At 70.0% G+C, this 16,566-nt stretch carries 15 protein-coding genes and 6 pseudogenes; 8 read left to right on the top strand and 13 right to left on the bottom strand.

Translation table 11 applies throughout. The annotated features are described in order from the left end of the window. Positions 1-232 precede the first annotated feature (232 nt). The 3 genes and pseudogenes from IE273_RS39065 to IE273_RS44230 all read right to left on the bottom strand — a co-directional run. Positions 233-385, bottom strand: a pseudogene (locus IE273_RS39065) (transposase); the annotation flags it as partial. 190 nt (positions 386-575) lie between these two features. Next, complete coding sequence (locus IE273_RS39060; RefSeq protein WP_189819878.1) at positions 576-992, bottom strand: hypothetical protein; 417 nt, start codon at positions 990-992, stop codon at positions 576-578. Positions 993-1,284: 292 nt separating this feature from the next. Next, positions 1,285-1,452, bottom strand: a pseudogene (locus IE273_RS44230) (gfo/Idh/MocA family oxidoreductase); the annotation flags it as partial. Between IE273_RS44230 and IE273_RS45390 the strand changes: the two are divergent. Together IE273_RS45390 and IE273_RS39050 are read left to right on the top strand one after the other, a co-directional pair. Further along, a pseudogene (locus IE273_RS45390) lies at positions 1,449-1,667 on the top strand (IS5/IS1182 family transposase); the annotation flags it as partial. The pseudogenes IE273_RS44230 and IE273_RS45390 sit on opposite strands and share 4 nt — an antisense overlap. 194 nt (positions 1,668-1,861) lie before the next feature. Next, on the top strand, positions 1,862-2,743 hold the full coding sequence (locus IE273_RS39050) for an alpha/beta fold hydrolase (RefSeq protein WP_189819877.1): 882 nt from the start codon (positions 1,862-1,864) through the stop codon (positions 2,741-2,743). A gap of 56 nt (positions 2,744-2,799) precedes the next feature. Here the strand turns inward: IE273_RS39050 and IE273_RS39045 are convergent. After that, positions 2,800-2,973, bottom strand: a pseudogene (locus IE273_RS39045) (IS5/IS1182 family transposase); the annotation flags it as partial. A gap of 146 nt (positions 2,974-3,119) precedes the next feature. On the opposite strand from IE273_RS39045, the gene IE273_RS39040 reads away from it, so the two are divergent. Continuing rightward, positions 3,120-3,797, top strand: coding sequence for an HdeD family acid-resistance protein (locus IE273_RS39040; RefSeq protein WP_189819876.1), 678 nt, complete (start codon positions 3,120-3,122; stop codon positions 3,795-3,797). Positions 3,798-3,887: 90 nt separating this feature from the next. Here the strand turns inward: IE273_RS39040 and IE273_RS39035 are convergent, their stop codons facing one another. Further along, positions 3,888-4,295: a hypothetical protein gene (locus tag IE273_RS39035; protein ID WP_189819875.1), complete on the bottom strand. Its 408-nt coding sequence runs from the start codon at positions 4,293-4,295 to the stop codon at positions 3,888-3,890. Positions 4,296-4,779: 484 nt separating this feature from the next. Continuing rightward, a complete protein-coding gene (locus IE273_RS39030) occupies positions 4,780-5,892 on the bottom strand; it encodes a PP2C family protein-serine/threonine phosphatase (RefSeq protein WP_229888002.1) in 1,113 nt (370 codons plus the stop codon). A gap of 392 nt (positions 5,893-6,284) precedes the next feature. On the opposite strand from IE273_RS39030, the gene IE273_RS45385 reads away from it, so the two are divergent. Continuing rightward, on the top strand, positions 6,285-6,656 hold the full coding sequence (locus IE273_RS45385) for a hypothetical protein (RefSeq protein WP_373309473.1): 372 nt from the start codon (positions 6,285-6,287) through the stop codon (positions 6,654-6,656). Here IE273_RS45385 and IE273_RS39020 read toward each other — a convergent pair. Next, positions 6,637-7,497 carry an SDR family oxidoreductase gene (locus IE273_RS39020; RefSeq protein WP_189819873.1) on the bottom strand — a complete coding sequence of 287 codons (861 nt, stop codon included), beginning with the start codon at positions 7,495-7,497 and terminating at the stop codon, positions 6,637-6,639. The genes IE273_RS45385 and IE273_RS39020 overlap by 20 nt on opposite strands. Before the next feature lie 126 nt (positions 7,498-7,623). Here IE273_RS39020 and IE273_RS39015 point away from each other — a divergent pair, with 126 nt between their 5' ends. Continuing rightward, positions 7,624-8,028 (top strand): winged helix-turn-helix transcriptional regulator, encoded by a 405-nt coding sequence (locus IE273_RS39015; RefSeq protein ID WP_229888000.1) that lies wholly within the window; start codon positions 7,624-7,626, stop codon positions 8,026-8,028. 223 nt (positions 8,029-8,251) lie between these two features. On the opposite strand, the pseudogene IE273_RS44220 reads toward IE273_RS39015, so the two are convergent. The 3 genes and pseudogenes from IE273_RS44220 to IE273_RS39000 all read right to left on the bottom strand — a co-directional run. Continuing rightward, positions 8,252-8,545 (bottom strand): annotated as a pseudogene (locus tag IE273_RS44220) (bifunctional serine/threonine-protein kinase/ABC transporter substrate-binding protein); the annotation flags it as partial. A gap of 574 nt (positions 8,546-9,119) precedes the next feature. After that, a pseudogene (locus IE273_RS39005) lies at positions 9,120-10,320 on the bottom strand (MbnB/TglH/ChrH family RiPP precursor modification enzyme). After that, on the bottom strand, positions 10,317-11,174 hold the full coding sequence (locus IE273_RS39000; protein WP_189819870.1) for a TIGR04222 domain-containing membrane protein: 858 nt from the start codon (positions 11,172-11,174) through the stop codon (positions 10,317-10,319). The pseudogene IE273_RS39005 and the gene IE273_RS39000 overlap by 4 nt, the downstream one beginning before the upstream one ends. A 678-nt stretch (positions 11,175-11,852) precedes the next feature. Between IE273_RS39000 and IE273_RS38995 the strand changes: the two genes are divergently transcribed. After that, a complete protein-coding gene (locus tag IE273_RS38995) occupies positions 11,853-13,049 on the top strand; it encodes an alpha/beta hydrolase family protein (RefSeq protein WP_189819869.1) in 1,197 nt (398 codons plus the stop codon). A gap of 610 nt (positions 13,050-13,659) precedes the next feature. On the opposite strand, the gene IE273_RS38990 is transcribed toward IE273_RS38995, so the two are convergent. Next, positions 13,660-14,163, bottom strand: a complete 504-nt coding sequence (locus tag IE273_RS38990; RefSeq protein WP_189819868.1) for a type 1 glutamine amidotransferase family protein — start codon at positions 14,161-14,163, stop codon at positions 13,660-13,662. A gap of 560 nt (positions 14,164-14,723) precedes the next feature. Between IE273_RS38990 and IE273_RS38985 the strand changes: the two genes are divergently transcribed. Continuing rightward, positions 14,724-15,176, top strand: coding sequence for a hypothetical protein (locus tag IE273_RS38985; protein WP_189819867.1), 453 nt, complete (start codon positions 14,724-14,726; stop codon positions 15,174-15,176). Positions 15,177-15,257: 81 nt separating this feature from the next. Here IE273_RS38985 and IE273_RS38980 read toward each other — a convergent pair whose 3' ends face one another. Then, on the bottom strand, positions 15,258-15,626 hold the full coding sequence (locus tag IE273_RS38980; protein ID WP_189819866.1) for a hypothetical protein: 369 nt from the start codon (positions 15,624-15,626) through the stop codon (positions 15,258-15,260). Between the two features lie 26 nt (positions 15,627-15,652). On the opposite strand from IE273_RS38980, the gene IE273_RS38975 reads away from it, so the two are divergent. Next, positions 15,653-15,850 carry a hypothetical protein gene (locus IE273_RS38975; RefSeq protein WP_229887998.1) on the top strand — a complete coding sequence of 66 codons (198 nt, stop codon included), beginning with the start codon at positions 15,653-15,655 and terminating at the stop codon, positions 15,848-15,850. 57 nt (positions 15,851-15,907) lie between these two features. On the opposite strand, the gene IE273_RS38970 is transcribed toward IE273_RS38975, so the two are convergent. Further along, the gene (locus tag IE273_RS38970) at positions 15,908-16,297 is read right to left on the bottom strand and encodes a peptidase inhibitor family I36 protein (protein WP_189819865.1); all 390 of its coding nucleotides are present in this window, start codon (positions 16,295-16,297) and stop codon (positions 15,908-15,910) included. Positions 16,298-16,566: the final 269 nt, after the last annotated feature.

Genomic DNA, 16,566 nt, shown 5'->3' with positions numbered 1-16,566 from the left:
AGAGCCTCACGGAATCCGGCCGCCCGCGCGGGGCGGCAGCCGGGAGGGGCTGGTTTCGCGACCGTCGAACGAAGCGACGGGGGGCGGATTCCAGCGGTCGTCGCACCACGGGTTGAGTCCGCAACGGTGTCGGTTGCGGCGGTGATCAGTGCTGCCAGTCGGTCTCACCGCCCGGGCCTACCAGGACGGGATCGATTCCCGAGCCGACGAGGCTCCACGACTCGGGGCAGCCCTCACCCTCCAGAGCGGACTCCGGCAGCCGCTTGGCCAGCTGTTGCAGCAGCCCGCCCTCGCCGGTCAGTTGCAGACCCCCGGCCCGGGCACGCGAGACCAACTCGTCGATCAGCCGGCCGACCACGGCCTTCGCCGGCCGCGGCTCGGCCACCTCAACGGTTCCGGCCTCAGTGTGGCCTGGCCTGGTGGCTCCGTGCTGCTCCCGCGACAAGCTGCCAGGCGCCGCCGCCGTCGCCCGTCGAGGGTGCCCGGCGACGCTCACCTCCCTGCGGTCGTTGCTGGGCTCAGAGCTCCGGACAGCAGGGGCGCCGCGCACCCGCCGTGCTGTCCGGAGCTCCGAGTCAGGCCCGCGTCGCGCGCAGCGCCGCGTACTGCAGGGCCGCGAAGCCGCCGACCGTGACGGCCTGCAGGGGGATCCACACCGCGCCCGCCACAGTCGGCGACAGCCAGGCCGCGAGCGCGATCAGGCTGACCACGGCCCAGGCCACGTTCGCCTCGATGACGGCACGAACCGGCAGCACCGGCGGGGTCTTGCGCGTGGCGAGGATTCCGACGCCCGCGCCATAGAGCGCGAGGAAGGCGCCCAGTCCCAGCAGCAGCCCCTGGTCCACGCCGAGGAATCGGCCAAGCGGCCCGGAGGCGGCGAGGTAGGCGAGTCCGTTGCCGGTGGTGACGACGGCGTCGAGGGCGAGGAAGCGGCGCAGCATGGTCTGCGGCTCGGAGGTGCGGGCCAGGGCGGCGAGCTGAGGAGCGGACATGGCGGATCGGCCTCCATGGCGTCGGGGTCCCGTGGGAATGGTCTGCTAGGGACCACCCTGCCCGGTGGGCTGTGGACGGTCGATTACGCCACAGGTAATGCGCGTACGCCACGGGTCGGACTCGCACGTCGCGGGCCACCCGCAACCGTCAGTACTTCCCCTGGGAACAGGCCGCGTCGAAGGAGCTCCACCTCGTCGTACGCGAGGTGCCAGGATCGCAGCCACCACCGGCGACCGGTCAGGGTTCGGTGTGCGCCCGACCATGCCGCCAACCTAAGCAGGCGCAGGCGGCGGCGAAGGAGGGCTCGGGTGCGCGGCCCGCGGCGATTGTGTGCACGAGGTCGTGAGTCTGGCGGACGAAAGTGTGTTCGTAGCCCAGACCGTGATGCGGCGGGCACCAGGCTTCGAGGTGAGAGTGGTCGGGTTCGGCGACGAGGACGCGGCGGAAACCGGCGTGTGTGGGAGCGGATAGCTCCGCTGCTGCCGGCCGGATGGTCGTGGGCGGCCCTGGCGGGATCTGCCCGGGCGCTATGGCCCGTGGCAGACCGTCTACGAATGGTTCGCTCAACGGAGAACGAACCGGAAGATCCGCCACATCCGGCGTCTGGCCAGGCACTGGGCCGGTCCCGCGGTGGACTGACCACCAAGGTCCACCTCGCAGCGGACGGCCGCGGCGCAGGACCGAGACAGTCATCGCGCGCGGGTCCCCGCATTGCCTCACTCATCCTCCGGCTCCGCGAACAGTGATCGTTTGTCAGACAGAACCTGGGCCGAGGCGCGGCGTATCACGGGCGGACCTGGAGGAAGATGCGCAGGTCACAGGCCGTATTTTGGGTGCGCTTCGTGGTTGTCCGTGGCAGGCTCCACGTATGTCGATCGTTGATGTGTCTCCCGGAGTCTCCATCGCATACGAGAGCTTCGGCGACCCTGGGGACCCTCCTGTCCTGCTCGTGATGGGTTTCGGGGCGCAGATGCTCGCCTGGCACGAGGACTTCTGTCGGGCGCTGGCAGATCGCGGCCGTTACGTGATCCGGTACGACAACCGTGACTGCGGGCTGTCCACCAAGTTCGACAGTCACCCCGTAGACATGGGGAAGCTCATCGCCACCGTGAGCTCGGGTGACATTCCCGCTGCCCGAGCGATGGTTCCTTACCGGCTTCTCGATATGGCCGACGACGGCCTTGGCCTGCTCACCGCGCTGGGTGTCGAACGCGCCCACGTGGTCGGTGCCTCGATGGGCGGAATGATCGCTCAGACGATGGCGCTCGCCTCCCCGGAGCGGGTGCTGACCTTGACGTCGATGATGTCCTCGACCGGCGAGAGGGAATACGGCCGGCCCAGCCCGGAGGCCCAGGCGGTGCTGTTCAGCCCGAAGCCCGCAGACCGCGAGGGGTACGTCGCGGCGGCGGAGAAGGAGCTGGTGTGGGCCTCCAAGCGATACGGAGACGCTGCGGTGTTGCGCGAGTTGGCCGGGGCCCAATACGACCGCTCCTACTATCCCACGGGCATCGCCCGACAGCTCGGCGCGATGATTCTCAGTGGATCACGCGCGGACGAACTGCGCGAGCTGCGGGTGCCGACGCTGGTGATCCACGGGCTGGATGACACGCTGATCGACCCCAGCGGCGGAAAACGCACCGCGGACCTGGTGCCTGAGGCCGAACTCCTGCTGATCCCCGGCATGGGCCACGATCGACCGCGCGAACTGTGGCCCAAGATCATCGATGCCGTGGCGGCCCACACCGGCTGAGCAGGTACGCCCACAGCCCCACGACTGGCAGTGCCGGGTACATCTGGTGTGCCGCGTCACGGGCGAAGCCATCGTCGAATCGAGGTGGTGGTGACAGTGCCGTGGAAGATGTAGGCGCGCTTGTCGAATCCCGTGGCCGCCGCCCGGAAGTCCTTCAGCGCGTTGATCGTGCGCTCAGCGTCGTTCCTCCGCTTGTAGATCGTCTTGTCGAAACCCGCGGAACGCCCACCTCCTTGTTACCCCCGAGACTCACCCCCCATTCGCCAATGCCGTCGTCCACGGACCCCGCCCCCTCCCACCGGGCAACATGAAGCCGATCAGGTCACGATGGACATGTAGTGAAGTGACCACCTGCTCACAGAAGGAGGTAGGTGCCATGACACCTCCTTCGGATCTCCCCGGCCATGTCCCCCCACGCGGGACCGAACCACAGGAGGGCCCCCTGGCCGAAGGCATGACCGCCCTGGCGAACGTGGGCTGGCAGATCCTGCTCACCCTGGGCCTCGCCACCATCGCCCTGGGCGTCATCGCCCTGGTCTGGCCCGGTGAGACGCTGCGCGTCGTCGGCGTGCTCTTCGGCGTCTATCTGCTGGCCACCGGTGTCTTCCAACTCGCCGCCGCCTTCGGCACCCACGTCCCCCGGCACCTTCGCGTACTGCACTTCATCACCGGCGCGGCCTCCATCCTGCTCGGACTGGTCTGCTTCCGGGGCAGCCTCGAGTCGGTCTTCCTGCTCGCCCTGTGGATCGGCTTCGGCTGGCTGCTGCGGGGCACCTTGGAGACGGTCGCGGCGGCCTCCGACCAGACCATGCCGGCCCGCGGCTGGCACGTGGCCTTCGGCATCATCGGCACGATGGCCGGCATCGTAATGATCGTCATGCCCTTCGCCTCGATCGCGACACTCACCCTGGTAGTGGGCGTCATGGCCATCGTCGTCGGCCTGACCGAGGTGGTCCGCGCCATCAGGACACGCGTCGAGATCGGTCACCTCGCCGGCGGCACGACCGCCCAGCGGCGCAGCCTGTTCCACGCACGTCCGCACCCCCAGCACTGATCGGTCCGAGGGGCTGTGGGGGCAGCCTCATAACGGGGCCGCGCCCCCGAACGGTGGAGGGCACGGCCCCGCGCGGTTCGGCGTGTGGCCTTACCGCACGGTCACGGTGACCGTCGGGGAATGGGTCTTGCCGACCATGACGCGGTAGTGCTGCGTGCCCTTGGCGGTGGGCCTGGTCGTCACGGCGTAGGAGTTGCCCTTCTTGACCACGGTGCTGGCCTTGAGCGTGGTCCACTTTCCGTTCATCTCGTGCTGCAGCCTGACCGAGGCACCGACCGGGATGCCAGCGGTACGTCCGGTGAACCGGACCTTCTGACCTGCCTTGACGGTGGTCGGGCTCGCGTGCACAGTGACCGACGCGGCGCGGTGGGTCATGCTCGGCTTCGGGGTCGGAGTGGGCGCGGCGGACACTGCGACCGAGCCGCCGGTGACCAGCGCGGCGGAGAGGGCGCAGACCGCCAGAGCGCGCGTACTACGGCCGCGGAACTTGCTGCTCATGGGTTCTCCCGTTGGTGAGACGGACGAACGCCTCTGACGAGGCATGGGCTCCATCGACTCACGGAGCGGAGCCCTCTCACAGGCTGCATCGGATCACCCGGCACGGCATCTCCGTACGTCACCGAAAGTAACCGCGACTGAGACGTCGAGTGCTCGAGGCCAGGTCAGGGAAGCACATACATCCGTGCTCTTTTTACCCAGCCGTTACTTTCCCGCGTTGCTGTTCCTACGAGAAGCGGCTGCGCGAACGGCTACCGCGCTACGGTGAGGAGGACTCGCTCGGGTACTTCGCACTCCGTCGCGACAAGGCGGTGATGCGGTCACCCAGCGGCGAAGCCGAGGCTGGCACCGTCTACGCACGGCACGGACTCGACGCCCTGGAACTCGGTGAGAGGCGATGTCCGGCCGTTGATCCGCTGTCCATGCTGCGACCGCCCCCGCACGAACGCCACGACGACCGGTCAGACGCCGGAGGAAGGACTACTCAACCCGGTGGCCGGGCGGATCCGGAACCGCGGCGGAGTCCACCGGACGCGAAAGCGTGTCCGAGGCGGTGCCGTGAACACGGGTCGGTGGCGCGGCGGACGGCGATGAGGGCGATGTCGTCGCCGAGGCGTCCGCCGGTATGGGTGATGAGGTCACGCCTGAGGTGCTGGAGCAGCGCTTCGGGGTCGCTGCCGGCCCACCGTGCGACGCGGTCCGTGATCGGGTAGAAGGCGCCGCTGCGATCCCGAGCTTCGATGACACCGTCCGTGTAGAGCAGCAGCGTGTCCTCGGAGGCGAAGGGCACCACATCAACTGGGTGATCTTCGGCGTCCGTCAGGCCGATGCCGAGTGGAGGTGCGGGATGCAGGTCCAGGCCGGTCACGGTGCCGTCCGCACCGAGCAGGAGCGGCGCCAGATGGCCGCAACTGGTCAATCGGACGACGTGGTCGTCATCGGGAATCTCCAGCAACAGGGCCGTGACGAAACGCTCCCCGGCTTCGTCCAGCGGCTCGAAGTCGGCGAGGTATCGAGCCACGCTCCCCTCCAGTGCGCCGGCCAGCTCCGGCAAGCCGGCGTGCTGGTGGGCGGCCTCCCGGAAGGCGCCGAGAACAAGGGCAGCCTCGCCGATCGCGGAAAGGCCCTTGCCCCGCACGTCGCCGATCATCAGGCGGACCGCGCCCTCGGTGCGCGCGGTCGCGTACAGGTCGCCGCCGATCTCGGCCTCGTCCTCGGCGGCCAGGTAGAGACAGGCGAGCCGCAGACTACCCAGGTAGTTCGGCAGGGGCCACAGCAACACGCGCTGGGCGGCCTCGGCGACCGAGCGCACCTGCGTCAGCTGGCGAGTGCGCCGATCCCGCACCACACACATGACCACGATCAGGGTGACGAGCACGGACAGAGCGACGATCTGCACGATCACGCCCCGTGAGGTCAGCAGTCCGGACCGCCAGCCGATGGACGTCTGGGCCGCCACGGCCAGAACTCCGATGCCGCCCGTCGTCCAGGGGCCCTCGAACCACGCGGTGAGCGCGGGCGCGATCACCAGCAGGGGGCCGAGGACGATTTCGGCAGGGGTCACAGTGTCCGCGACCGTGATCAGGACAATGAGCACGACCGGAATCAGCAGCCCCGTGTGACGTGGCTGCCATATGCGCCCGAGCCCAGCAGGACGTCGCTTCCAGGAGACCACAACCTCCACAGTGGACCGTCGGGCAGTGATCTGCGAGCGCGACCCACGTCGGTGGGGACCTCCACGACGGCTTTCAGCGCCGCCACCGCCACCACGACCGCCTGTGTCCGCAGCCCGTCGACCGAGAGACCGCCGGTGTCTCCGTATCAACGCGCAGACGTCCGCGAGCCACCACCCGACCACCTCTGACGGTTCGTCCTCGGCGAGCCGTGACCTGCCAGAATCCGATCGCCAGCCGCCTACGTGCCCGAGCGGGACGAGTCCGAGATCGCCCGCTGGGTCGTTCATGAGTGGCCACGTATCAAAAGGGGGTGATGAACGAACGTGCCTGGAAGGATCGGGAGGTCTACGCCAACGACCTCGGTGACGAGCGTGCGCTGATCGCGGTGTCGGCGGCCTCGAACCGGTCCAAGGCCGACCAGGACCCGTCCACGTGGCTGTCGACCGCCGTCGGCTACGGCCGCCAGTACGTCACCGACCGGGCGGCCGACGAGACGCGCTGGGGCCTGAGCGTCGACACTGACGATCTGGGCCGCGGAGGGGCAGCCGAGGCGGCGCAAGGTCACCGAAAGACGAGCCGAGCAAGGCAACCGGGAGCAGGACCACGCCGTGCCCCGGCCAGAAAGACCGCGGGGTTGGTCGTACTTGATGCCGATGCGGTAGGTGTCAGCGCAGGGCGGCGATGATCGCGTCGGCGAGGGTGGTGGTGGGCCGTCCGATCAGGTGGCTCAGGTCGCCGGTGTCGGTGAAGAGTTCGCCGCGGCCCAGTCCGAGGTCGGAGTCGGCGAGGATCCGGGCCAGTTCAGGGGGCACGCCGGCGTCGGTCAGTGCGTGGGCGAACGCGCCTGCGGGGAGGTCGGTGTAGGTGATGGGCATGCCGGTCGCGGCGGAGGCGGTGGCGGCGAGTTCGGTCAGGGTGAACGCCTGGTCGCCGCCCAGCTCGTAGACGGCGCCGGTGTGGCCTTCGGTGGTCAGGACGACCGCGGCGGCCTCGGCGTAGTCGGTGCGGGTCGCGGCACTGACCGTGCCCTTGCCGGCCGCGCCGAGGAAGGTGCCGTGTTGGAGGGCCAGGGGCAGTTGGTCGGTGTAGTTCTCCAGGTACCAGCTGTTGCGCAGCATCACGGCTGGGGCGTTGCGCTCGCGCAGGTACTCCTCAGTGGCGCGGTGGGTGTCGGCGAGGATCGTGCGGGCTGTGTCGGCCCGCGTCATGCTCGTGTACGCGATCAGGGACACCCCGGCGGTCAGTGCCGCGTCGACGGCGCGGCGGTGATTGGCCAGGCGCTCGTCCACGGGGATCGAGGCCGAGATCAGCAGGAGCTTCTCCGCTCCCGCGAAGGCCACCGCAAGGCTGCCGGGGTCGGCGAAGTCCGCCCGGCGCGTCACGACACCACGGTCGGCCAGGTCCTTGATCCTGGCGGTGTCCCGGCCCGTGGCGACGATGCCCGCGGCCGGCACTCCACGCCGCAGCATCGCCTCGATGGTCAGTCGGCCCAACTGGCCGGTGGCTCCGGTGACGACGATGGTCATGTGCGGTTCCTCGTTTCCGCCGCGGCGTTCGCAGCACGCCACCACTCTGACCTGGCAACTCTCCATCGGTAAGTAGCCACCTTTTGGTAAGGTGGCCACCCGGACGAAAGAAATGAGGTGGGAGCCGTGACGACTGTCGAGACTGTGACCGACGCGACATCGTCGTGGGATCCGTACGAGCGAGGCTGCCCCTCACGGGACCTGCTCGACCGGATCGGCGACAAATGGTCGATCCTCGTTCTCGGCGAACTCGGGGAGCACGGGACATCCCGGTTCACCGAGCTGCGCAAGCGCCTGTCGGGGATCAGCGAGAAGATGCTCACCCAGACGCTGCGCGCCCTGGAACGCGACGGCCTGGTCCTGCGAACGGTTCACGCGGAAGTGCCCGTGCGCGTCGAGTACGAGCTGACCCCGCTCGGGCACACCCTGCGCGGCCCCCTCAGGGGGCTCACGGAATGGTCCCTGCGGCACATGGCCGAGGTCCTCGCAGCCCGCGAGGCATACAACGCCCGCGCCGAGCAGACCGGCTGAGCCGCGCCTCGCCCGGAGCAGCGCCCGGCTCAGCACCTCCGGGCCGGCTCCGCCCGGTTCTGTCGGCATCCGTGCCCTGTCCTATGCGGTGAGGCGAAGGAGTCGCTTGCAGTGGCACAGGGCTGCTGCGAGTCCGAGAAATGCCGGGCGGCTGCAGGGGGTTGTGTTTGTGGCGGCGGCTGAGTCGGCTGTAGCGGACAGCCACGGCACGGTCCGTTCGATCGAGCGAGGGCCCGGGGACGAAGGCGGTCGCGATCCAGGGTTCGGCCGCCTCGGGGTCGGCGGCCGTGACGGGCGCGGTCCAGCGGCCGTCGACCCGCGCGGCGGCCTGTGCTTCGCGGCGGAAACGGGCTCGGAAGCCCGGATCTGCGGCGTGCCCGGCGCGGATCACCTTCAGGGCGGCCAGGGCACCGCCCTCGGAACGGGCGAGATGGACGACGCCCATGCCACCCGCGCCGATCCGCGCGAGCACGCGGTACCCGCCGACCGACTCCGGGTCCTGGGCGGCATCGGACAGGGGCGAGCGCTGGTTCGGCCGCGTACTTCGGCCCGGCGAAACGAGGCCGCCCACTGCCCGCCGGCACGGCCGACGGTGAGGGCTGTGAGCTGATACGGGCGGTCCGACTTCGACAGGCGGTCCAGGTCCGGTGTCACAGGTCAGCCGCGCCCGCTTGACGCTCACGGATCGGTTACGGGCGCTCGGTGGAGTGGCACACCGCCGACTTCCGCCACACCTCTGGCAAGGCCACACCTCTGGCAAGCGACGGGCGGATTCCCTCCGGACCCCGCGCCACCTGCGCGAGGAGTCTCGCCACGGCAGGGACCAGGAGCACCCGGCAGCCCGAACCGGAGCCGCGCGCGTTCCAGGGGCCGGCCGCGGAGTCGCCCAGTATCCGGCAGGCCGGTGGGGCCGGGCTTCTACCGGGCGAGGGTGACGGCGATCGGGGTGCGGGGCAGTGTTCGAGGACTCCGGCCAGACTTCACCATCAGCGTCTGACCGACCTGCGGAGACCCTGGCCAGGCAAGATGATGGTCGACGGCGGGATGGATGAGGCGGTGCCGCCCGGGGACACGGCACCGGCTGCCCTTTCTCAGCGCCCCGGCCGCAGCCGGCGCAGGCGGCCCGGCAGGCGGGCCCAACGGCGCGGCCCGGTGCCCCGGGGCAGCAGGCCGCGAGCGCGCAGGTGCGCTGTGAAGGCCGCCGCGTCGGCGTGCGGCCCGCCCGGCGGGCGCGGCTGTCCCTCGGCGTACCCGGCGAAGAGCCGGGGCATCTGCTCCCCCAACGCCTCGGCCAAGTCCGGGAGATGGGCCGCCACCACCCTGCGCCGCTTGTCCAGCAGCGCCCTGGCCTGTACCCGCAGCCGGTCCGGATCGAAGCCCTCCGGGGCCGGGCCGCCCCCGACCAGGGCGGCCAGCAGCTCGGCCTGACGCCGCGCCAGTCCCTCCCGCGCGGCCCCCGCCCCGGCCACGGTCTCAGCGGGCACCGCGGGCCTCCCGTACGGTGCGCCGGATGGCGGCGAGTTCGGCGGCGAGCTCGTCGTCGCGCGGGTAGCCGCCGTCCCGCTCCAGCAGCACTCCGGGCGGGTCCGTGCGGCGGGCGAGTTCCGCGAGGACGTCCAGCACCGGTCCGGTCACCGGGTGGGTGTGGGTGTCGTGCCACAGGCCGTCGCGCAGCACTCCGCCCGCGACATGGACGTACGCCAGGTGTTCCAGCGGCAGCGCGTCCAGCACCGCCACCGGGTCGGCGCCGAGGTTGACCCGGGCGGTGTACAGGTTGGCCACGTCGACCAGCAGCAGCACCCCGGTCCGCTCGACCAGCTCGGTGAGGAACTGTCCCTCCGTCAGCTCGTCCCCGGGCCAGGCCAGGAGCGGCGCGATGTTCTCCAGGGCCAGCGGCACGGGCAGCTGCTGCTGGGCGATCCGGACGTTCTCGGCCAGGACGTCCAGCGCGGCCCGGGTGCGCGGCACCGGCAGCAGGTGACCGCTCTCCAGCCCACCCGCCCGGGTGAAGGCGACGTGCTCGCTGACCAGGGGCGCCCGCAGCGCCTGTGCGCAGGCCGCCAGGTGGGCCAGTCGCGCGGGGTCGGGCAGCTCCGCCCCGCCGAGGCCGAGCGAGACGCCGTGCGGGACCACCGGGGTGCCCCGGGCCCGCAGCACCCGTAGCGACTCGGGCAGCCGCCGCGGGTCGACGACCTCGGCGATGACCTCCACGAAGTCCACGCCCGCGAGCCGTTCCACGGTGAGGTCGATCGGGGGCCGCCAGCCGATGCCGAAGCCCAGCCGCGCCGTCATCCGCCGCACCCCCCTCCCCCTCCGCCGCCGCCGCAGCTGCCGCCGCAGCCGCCCCCGGAGGACGACGAGGATGAGGACGAGGACGAGGACCCTGAGCTGAAAAGGGACGAGCGGAGTGTCGGATCAGGGATGGTGATCCAGCCTGCCGTGGCGACGGCGAGTACCGGGGCCGACACCGTCGGGCCGTCGCCGGCCGCCCCCCAGGGCACCGGGTGACCCGACCTTCCGGCGTTGCGTACCGTGTACCAACCCGCAGGGGTGATCCGGGGCGGTGTGCAGACGAAGACAGCCGCCACCACGAGGGAGACCAGCAGGAAGGTCACCAACAAGCCCACCGGGCGGCCCAGGTGGACGCCGTTCACCACCCGGGCGACGCCGACCCCGGACAGCACCAGCATCGGCAGCCCGGCCAGCCGCCCGGCCAGACGGCGTGTGCGGCTGGGCAGCAGACCGAGCCCGCGCGCGGCGTCTCCGGCCCGGCGGATCTCCGGCAGACGCCGGGCGGCCTCGTGCACCAGCGTCGTGTTGGTGGTCTCCCGGGTCCGCGCGGCCTCCAGGACGGCCCGCTGCACCGGTTCGTCGGGGACGCTGCCGCAGAAGGTGAGGGTGCCGTCCCGGGCCGTGCGCAGATGGCCGCCCTGGACGAGGGCGTAGATGGCGGTGCTCACCACCTGGCGGGCCCCGCCGACGACCCAGGCGATGGTGTAGACGTCCGGTATGAAGCTGGTGTCCGTGGCGGGGTAGAAGCGGCGGGCCGCTTGCCGTACGGCCACGCCGAGCAGCACGGCGACCGCGAAACCTGCGGCGTACAGGCCGAGGAACTCAGGGCCGGTGAAGCCCCAGGGCGGGGTCATCGCTGCCTCCTTCCAATGGAGTTGAGGCCGCATCAGGCGATGCGGTGCGGCAATGGCGTCGAACACGACGCCGACGGGCATCCGGATGGTTCCCGCGCCGCGACGGGCCCCCGGAAGTGGCAGACCCAGAAGACCGCAAGGGAACACGAGTGACGGGCTGGCGCCGGGCAAAGTCAGCGCCACGAGAACCGGCCGGTACACAGCCGGCCGCCCAACGGGTGGCGTCCCGCCCGCAAGCCAGACGTGTGGTCCCTCACGTCCACCGCGATCCCGCGAGGGCGCGGCGGCGAACCGGGCCGGTGCGGAAGCCGACGGGCAGCGCCGTCAGGGCGGCGTTTGTGAGGGCTCGTCCTATACAGGGGGCGCACAGTGCGATGTTCGGCAGCGCACTACTCAAAACCAGTTCTTCCAGGGGAATCAGTCGCCTCTGAGTGGCGTCATTGCATTCATGACCAGGGGCTAAACCTTCAAATCGGCCAGAAATCCAGGCTCTGGACCGCGGCTTCCGGAGGCTCACGGGGGCGAATCCTCCCGAAGCGGAGCGCATCGACGGGAGTTACGGTTTTCAACGGCGGTGACGTTCCCCGAGAACGCGCCGCCACTGCGCCGACTTCGGTGACGCATGGACGCCGAGCGCAGAACCGGGCAGCCAAGCCCGCCTATGTGAAGGGACTTCCCATGGAATTCATCTTCAAGGACGAAGCCTTCAAGTTCGAGACCCTGCGCGCTGCGGGATTCGCGGGGGACGCCGGTGCCGACATCGGTGAGGTCATCGTGACCACGGCGCAGATTCCCGAGGGGGATGAAGATGCCTGGACCGCGGCCTGGAAGGCGACCGCTGAGCGCACCGCGATGCGGGGCGAGGATTCGCTTGAGGCCGGCGACCCGGTCAGTGCGCGCGAAGCGTTCCTGCGCGCGTCGAGCTACTACCGGTCGGCCGAGTTCTACCGCCGCCGGGATCCGCTCAACGATCCGCAGGTCCTCGAACTGTCACGGCTGTCCAAGGACTACATGGTCAAGGCCGGAGCTCTGCTGGACGGTCCGTTTCGCGAGGTGACCATCCCGTTTGAGGACGGTGAGATCCCCGGCTACCTGTACCTCGTGGACGACAGCGGGCAACCGCGTCCCACCGTCATATACACCAACGGCTTCGACTCCACCCGCGAGGAAGGCTACTTCGTCATCGGCGCGGCAGCGCTGCGGCGCGGCTACAACTTCCTGGCCTACGACGGGCCGGGACAGGGCTGGATGATCCGGGAGAAGAAGGTTCCGTACCGGCCGGACTGGGAGAACGTGCTGGGCCCTGTGGTCGACTACGCGCTGACCGTACCCGAGATCGACAGCGACAAGATCGTGCACTTCGGCTACAGCCTGGGCGGATACCTCGTGGCACGGTATGCGGCCTACGACCACCGGTCGGCGGCGATCGTGTGCAACGACGGTCTGCTCACCTTCTACGCCTCCTACCCTCCGATTCCGTCCGCCACGTTGCGCCTCGTCGAAGAGGAGCGTGATGCCGAGGCGCTCCCTCTTCTGGAAGGAATGGCCAAGGACGACACCAACGCTCGTTGGGGCCTGCAGAACGGTGTCTGGGTCAACGGGGTTTCCGACTTCGCCGAATACGTCCGCAGCACCCGCGATTACACCCTGACCGTGGACGACGCCCATAGGATCCAGACACCCGTTCTGATCCTCGAAGGGGAGAACGATAAGGTCTTCGCCGGTCAGGCGACCAAGCTCGCCGCGGAACTGCGGGCACCGCACGAGCACGTCGTGATGCGCAATGCCGACGGCGCGGGGGAACACTGCCACGAAGGGGCGATGTACTTGCTCCACCAGACAGTGTTCAACTACCTGGCCAAGACCCTCCGGTAGAGATATCGGCCACAAAGCGCATGCCGGACGCGAAGACACGCTGTGTCCTACACCTTCGCGTCCGGTATAGGCTCCCGCAAGCTCTTGCCTCGCACCCGCTCGCCGAGGCGCTGCTCTCGACGAGCCGGCGGGGCGGTCTGTGGCCCGACGTCCTCCCAGCGCCGCGGTGGCAGCCCGGTCCGCTCCAGCTCGCTGCGCACCCAACGTGTCTCCGCGCGAGCGGAGTTGTCCTCGAAGCTGATCAGCCAGTGCCCATTCACCTCCGCAAGCCCCGACTCGGTCGTGAGCAGCGCCCGCTCCGGCGACTCCTGGAAAAGTCCTGCTCGGACGTAGCGGCCAGTCGTGCCCGGCCAGAATCCCACCTGGACCACCGGCGGCCCGCGAAGGGCCGCCACTATCGACCTGGACCTGTTCGCCGGGCCGCAGCGCCATGGCGGGGGTGAAGGCCCGCCCCTCGAAGCTGGCCGGGGTGGACCGGACTGCTCCGGCGGGCAGTTCGCCGGGGCGGGCCACGTCGCCGCTGCGGTCGCCCCGGAGATCCCGCGCCGTCCGGATGCCGGCACGAAGGTCGCGGCTTCCTGGCCGGCCGTTGCCTTCGACTAACTGGTTGTCAGACGAGCGCCGGGGCGGGAGAGGGCAGGTAGGGGGTGATGTTGCGCCAGGCGCGCTCGATGTATTCCTCCTTCTCACCGACCGGGGCGACATAGCGCAGCGCGCCTTCGGCGGCGTCGTTGCCCTCAAGGCGGGCGGTGATCCAGGCGGCGAGGTAGTGCGAGGCCAGGCATCCGCCGGCGGTGGCGATGTTGCCCTTGGCGTGAAAAGGCTGATTGAGGACCTCGACGCCGGCGGCGACGACCCACGGCTTGGTGACGAGGTCGGTGCAGGCGGGGATGTCGTTGAGCAGGCCGAGCCTGGCCAGCACGAGCGCACCGGAGCACTGCGCCGCAATGAGCTGACGCGAGGGGTCCAGGCCTCGCAGGATGTTCATGATCGCCGGGTCTTCGGTAACCTCGCGGGTGGCGATACCGCTGTTCCTGACGCGGTTGAGCACACCGAGGGCGATCAGGGAATCGAGCTCGTTGTAGCCCTCGAAGGTGAGGATGGCGATGTGCACGACGGCTGACCGCATGTTCACCGCCCCGGCCGGGCCGCCTGCCGTCCCCTGTCCTGCGGTCGCGCCCCGCCGCCCCACCCACTGCGCCCGTGCCGCACCGCCTCCCGTCCCGTCGTCCGCCGTACCCTCCGCGCCTCCGCGCTCCGCGCTCCGCGCCGCTCCCCGGCCGCCCGGCGAGCCCGCGCCCGTCCCGCCGTGCTCCTGCGTTCCCGCCCGCGCCGGTGTGCCGTGTTCCCCGCCCGCTCGTGCACGGGCCGCCCGCGCTGTGCCGGTCTGCTGCGCCCCGTCGCGCTGAGTCGGGCCTGCGTCCGCCGTCCCGAGCCGCCGCCGCGCCGTCGTCCCGCTACGCCACCGTGCCGCTTCCTCCCGGCCGCCCTGCCCGGGGTCGCCTCTCGGGCTGCCGAGGATTACCAGGAGGGGCACCTTCTGGAGAGGAAACGCCCGCCATACTCCGTGCTGTCTGTTCCCGTACGCGTGTCCTCGCCTCTGCCGTCGCCTGCGCCGCACTGTCCGCGGGCGCGGCCCTCGCCGCACCCACCGCCGCAACCGCCGCCCCGAACGTGACCATCTCTTGCTCGGCCTCCGGCCAGACCCACTTCACCCCCGGCGTACAGCTCTGGCCACGCCAGCAGCACGTCTCCTACCAAGGCCAGGACGGCCGGTGCAACGACAACACTGACATCGGCATCAGCAGCGCACGCATCACGGCCGACTTCGACGGCGTCACCCTCGGCTGCCTGTCCGGCGGCGGCACGGGCAGCGGCACCGGCACGATCGAGTGGACCACCGTGGACGGCTACCGGCTGCGCAGCACCGTCAACCTGACCATCGACAAGACCGTCCTCAACGACGCGAACGTGACCGGCTACGTGACCAACGGCCCCTTCGCCGGCCACGGCTTCAGCGGCACCTTCAGCACCAACCTGTTCAGCGGCGCGGGCAAGTGCACCATCGGCGCCCCCTTCGGCGGCGTGAAGGAAGCCGACTTCACCGGCCAGTACAGCATCAACTGACTGGCAGTCGGGCGCCGGCTCACCCGCCGGCGCCCGACATGGTCCCCAGGGCCATGGCTTCACTCAGCCGCGAGGTCTCCGTCAAGGGCCCGGCCCCCTCACCCGTGAGCTCAGCGGCTGCATCAGCACATGCTGGCGGGCCTCGCGCACGACGGTCGCCGTGGCGGACGCGAGCAGCGCCGTCATGACGAGGGTGAACACCGCGACGATGATCCAGGAACTGCTCGCGAGGCCGTTGCCGCCCAGTTCCTCGCCCATCACCTGTTCCCACCGGGGCAGCCCGAGGGCCGCGGCCACGAACACCACCCACATCACAGCGAGCGCAGCCGCGCGCCGGCCGATCAGGGCCGGCCGGACCCGGAAGGCGAAGGGCAGCAGCAACTGGACCGCGCCGAACGCTGGAGGCGTCAGGACCAGCAGGTTCCACATGGTGTAGCGCCCGCTGATCACCTAGACCCCTCTCTGGCGCCGGACCCTTGGACACGTTCGCGCACGAACGCCCGGCCGTCGTCGAGGTGATGACGGCACGTCAAGAGCTGTCGGTGCCGCCGGCGGTCACCCTGGAGCAGGCCAACGGCTTCACCCGCTACGCCATCCGTACGATCCTGTCCGGCCGCGGCGAGGAGTTGCTGGACCTGGTCTCCACCAACGTGGCCCGGCGGATCCTGCGTTAGCTCCACAGGCGATGTGAGTGCGGGCCGGTCCGACCCGGCGGGTCGGACCGCGACGGGTCACTGCTGGCGGAAGCTGTGTACCGGGCCGAACGTCAGCCACGAGTGGAAGTCGCCCGGCGGCTCGGACAGCGAGTCCCCGGTGCAGTCGGCGTTCTTGTAGTAGGTCACCGTCCTGTCCGTCATGTTGAAGTCGGAGAGTACGCCGAAGGGTGTCGTGACGCACTGGCTGTCGACGTCTTGGTAGAGAGCCATCTTGCCGCCGGTGAAGTACTGCGTCTCAAAGACGCACACGTTGTCGCTGCTGACGGTGACGCATCGTTCATCGATCTTGTCCAGGAACGTCGGCCCGGACGTCGCCGAGGCCGTGCCGGGGGCCAGCCCCAGCAGCGCGGCGGCGGCTGCGGAAGCGATGGCGACGGTGACATGTCTGCGAGGGGACCTGCGCATGATCGACTCCTCATGGGAACGGGAACACGTGCACTGCACACGTAGCCTGCCCACACACCTCACCACTGTCGACAGTTCAACTGTTTATTGGCTGAATATGTTTCTCCGGGTATCCGCCTCCGGAGCCTGATCCGGCCGCCCCGGGCCGGTACGAGTGTCATTTCGCCTGATTCGTATCGGAAGCGGGCAATACTCGTGAGTGCTTCGGGGTGTCCGTAGGTTGCAGCGGCTTCCCAGAGTTCTTCGGCGTGTTCTTCGTCTCCGGCTGC

This window comes from Streptomyces olivaceoviridis (assembly GCF_014650115.1).
GTDB lineage: Bacteria > Actinomycetota > Actinomycetes > Streptomycetales > Streptomycetaceae > Streptomyces > Streptomyces olivaceoviridis.
The sequence above is the reverse complement of the archived record's forward strand: the minus strand, read 5'-3'. Positions and strand labels throughout refer to the sequence as shown.